Origin of the sequence: Hydrogenophaga sp. (assembly GCF_018780385.1) — a bacterium.
Lineage (GTDB): Bacteria > Pseudomonadota > Gammaproteobacteria > Burkholderiales > Burkholderiaceae_C > Hydrogenophaga.
On record NZ_JADMJO010000146.1, the window covers coordinates 1 to 3195 of the forward strand.

The following is a 3195-nucleotide window of genomic DNA, read 5'->3' on the forward strand; positions in this document are numbered from 1 at the left end:
GACCTGGTGATCAACAAGCCGCTGGGCTGGTCGCCCAAGGGCATCGAGTTCAAGCGCGCCTACCTGTACGACATCAACCCGGTGGGCGTGGGCGCGATGGGCCTGGCCTCGGCCTTGTCCATCGGGGCGCACATGGGGCTCATGGGGCCGGGCGCGCAGGCGTTTTCGGCGGTGATCGCGATGGTGACTGCTTTTGTGACGGCGCCTTTGATTGCGTGGGCGACGCAGGGGCGCTACTACATTGCTCGACGGTCAGAAATGCCTCGCGAATTCGATGCGGGTTTGAGCGCGGGCCCTCACCCCAGCCCTCTCCCAGGGGGAGAGGGAGTGAAAGCATTTCACGCCGTGCAGCGCTGCGTCATTTGCGAGCGCGAATACGAAGGGCCTGACATGGCCCATTGCCCTGCCTACCAGGGGAGCATCTGCTCGCTCTGCTGCACGCTCGACGCGCGCTGCGGAGATCTCTGCAAACCGCACGCCAAGCTCTCAGAGCAGTGGATGGGCGCGCTGCGGCGCGTGTTGCCGCGCTCGATCTGGCCGTACCTGGAGGCGGGTCTGGCGCACTACATGTTGCTCATGCTCGTGATGGCGCCGGTGCTCGCAGCGGTACTCGGCCTCTTGTATCGGCAGGAGGTGCAGGGCTTGGCGCAGCGCACCGGACTCTCAGTCAACGCCGGCCTGCTGGATGCCGCGCTGCGCTCGGGCTTCGTGCGGGTGTACGCCGTGCTGCTGCTCATCACGGCCACGGTGGCCTGGTGGTTGGTGCTGGCGCACAAGAGCCGCGAGGTGGCGCAGGAAGAGTCGAACCGGCAGACGCGCCTGCTCATGCAGGAGATCGAATCGCACCGCCTCACCGACGAGGCCCTGCAGCAGGCGCGCCTGGCCGCCGAGCAGGCCAACCACGCCAAGACGCGCTACATCAGCACCATCAGCCACGAGCTGCGCACACCGCTCAACAGCATCCTGGGCTACGCGCAGCTCTTGCAGGAAGACACCGGCATGGCGCCCCACCGCGCGCAGGCCATCCGCGTGATCAACCGCGGCGGCGAACACCTGCTCTCGCTGATCGAGGGCACGCTGGACATCGCGCGCATCGAGTCCGGCAAGCTCGCGCTGGACGTTCGGCCCATGGCCTTTGCCGGCGCCATGCAGGAGGTGGCCGGCATGTTCGAGCTGCAGGCCAGCGCCAAGGGCCTGCACTTCGTGTTCGAGACCGGCAGCCGCCTGCCCGACACGGTGCGCGCTGATGAAAAGCGCCTGCGCCAGATCCTCATCAACCTGCTGGGCAACGCGGTGAAGTTCACCCACACCGGGCAGGTTCGGCTGCGCGTGACGCATGCGCGCGAGATGGCGCAGTTCGAGGTGCACGACACCGGCCCCGGCATGCGCGCGCAAGACCTGGAGCGCGTGTTCGAGCCGTTTGCGCGCGGGCAGAACGAAGCCGCCGCGCCCGGCCCGTCCACCGGCACCGGTCTGGGCCTGACGATTGCCAAGATGCTCACCGACCTCATGGGCGGCGAGATGACCGTGCGCAGCGCGCCGGGCGAAGGCTCGGTGTTCACCGTGCGCCTGTTCCTGCCCGAAGTGCATGGCGCGGTGCTGCCGCGCCCGCTGACCTTGCCCAGTCACATCGGCTTTGAAGGCGCGCGCCGGCGCGTGCTGGTGGTGGACAACGAAGAGGCCGACCGTGAGCTGATCCAGCGCTGGCTGGAGCCGCTGGGTTTCGAGGTGATGCTCGCCACCAGCGGCCTGGACGCGCTGGCCCTGCTGGAGGGTTTGCAGCCCGGCGAAGCCGGCGCGCCCGACGCCGTGTTCATGGACCTGGCCATGCCCGGCATCGACGGCTGGGAGACCATGCGCCGGTTGCGCGCCAGCGGGTGGAGCGCAGTGCCACTGGCGATCGTGTCGGCCAATGCATTCGACAAAGGATTGGACAACGACCTGGGCCACCGTCCGCAGGACTTCTTCGTGAAGCCGGTGCGCCGCGACGACCTGCTCGGCTGGCTGGGCCAGCGGCTGCAACTCGCGTGGATCGAACTGCCTCCGGCGGAAATCGCCGCGCTCTCGGCGCCGTCGCCGCACGCGCGGCCGGGTCACGAGGTCACCAGCGGCCGCGAATTTGAACCCCTGCTCGAACTCGTTCGCCTGGGCTACTACAAGGGGATCGTGCAGTGGCTCGACGAGTGGGTGCAGGACCACCCCGAGCAGGCAGGGTTTGCGCAGCAGCTGCGCACGCTCGCGCGCGAGTTCCGCTTTGACGCCATCGAGCAGCAGCTGCTGCAGCGCCATGTCTGAGTTCATGCCCACCCGAACCGGCGGCACGGGACAAGGCCTGGCACCGCTGGAGCAGGTCGACAAGCTCATCGTGTTGATCGTTGACGACGTGCCCGACAACGTTGCACCGCTGCACGACGCGCTGGACGACGCGGGCTACACCGTGCTGGTGGCGCTCGATGGCGAGAGCGCCATCCGCCGCGCCACCCAGGCCCTGCCCGACGTGGTGCTGCTCGACGCCGTGATGCCCGGCATCGACGGTTTTGAAGTGGCGCGCCGGCTCAAGGCACAACCGGCCACGGCGCACATCCCCATCATCTTCATGACCGGCCTGACCGAGACCGAACACCTGGTGGCCGCACTCGACGCTGGCGGCGCCGACTACGTGACCAAACCCATCAAGCCGCGCGAGGTGATGGCGCGCATGGGCGTGCACCTGCGCACCGCGCGCCATGTGCGCCAGGGCGCGGTGGAGCGCAGCCAGGCGCGCAACGCGCTGGACGCCTTCGGCTACGCCACCATCACCGTGCGCGAGAGCGATGGCCGCCTGATGTGGCAGACGCCGCTGGCGCGCGACCTGCTGCGCAACTACTGCGGCACCGAGTCACCCACCACACCACCGGCGGTGTTGCAGTGGCTGCGCCGCCACCTGGGTGAGGCCAGCGAGCAGCGTGAACCGCCGCGCCTCACGCTGGAAAACGGCCCGCGCCGGCTCACCTTCCGGCTGCACCAGCGCGTGGGCGATGAAGACGGCGATGTGGATGCCGGTGGCGACTGGCTCATCGTGATGCAGGAAACGTCGGACGCCAGCGTGCTATCCAGCGTGGCCGGCGCTTTCGGCCTCACCGCGCGCGAGGCCGAGGTCTTGTACTGGGTGGTCAAGGGCAAGATCAACCGCGACATCGGCGACATCCTGGGCGC

At 68.5% G+C, this 3195-nt stretch carries 2 protein-coding genes; both read left to right on the forward strand.

Annotated features, from left to right (window positions below):
- The coding region (locus tag IV113_RS25030) for an ATP-binding protein (protein ID WP_291090991.1) at positions 1 to 2295 on the forward strand (2295 nt) is incomplete at its 5' end.
- A partial coding sequence (locus IV113_RS25035) for a response regulator (protein ID WP_291090993.1) occupies positions 2288 to 3195 on the forward strand: 908 nt, incomplete at its 3' end. The genes IV113_RS25030 and IV113_RS25035, both read left to right, overlap by 8 nt.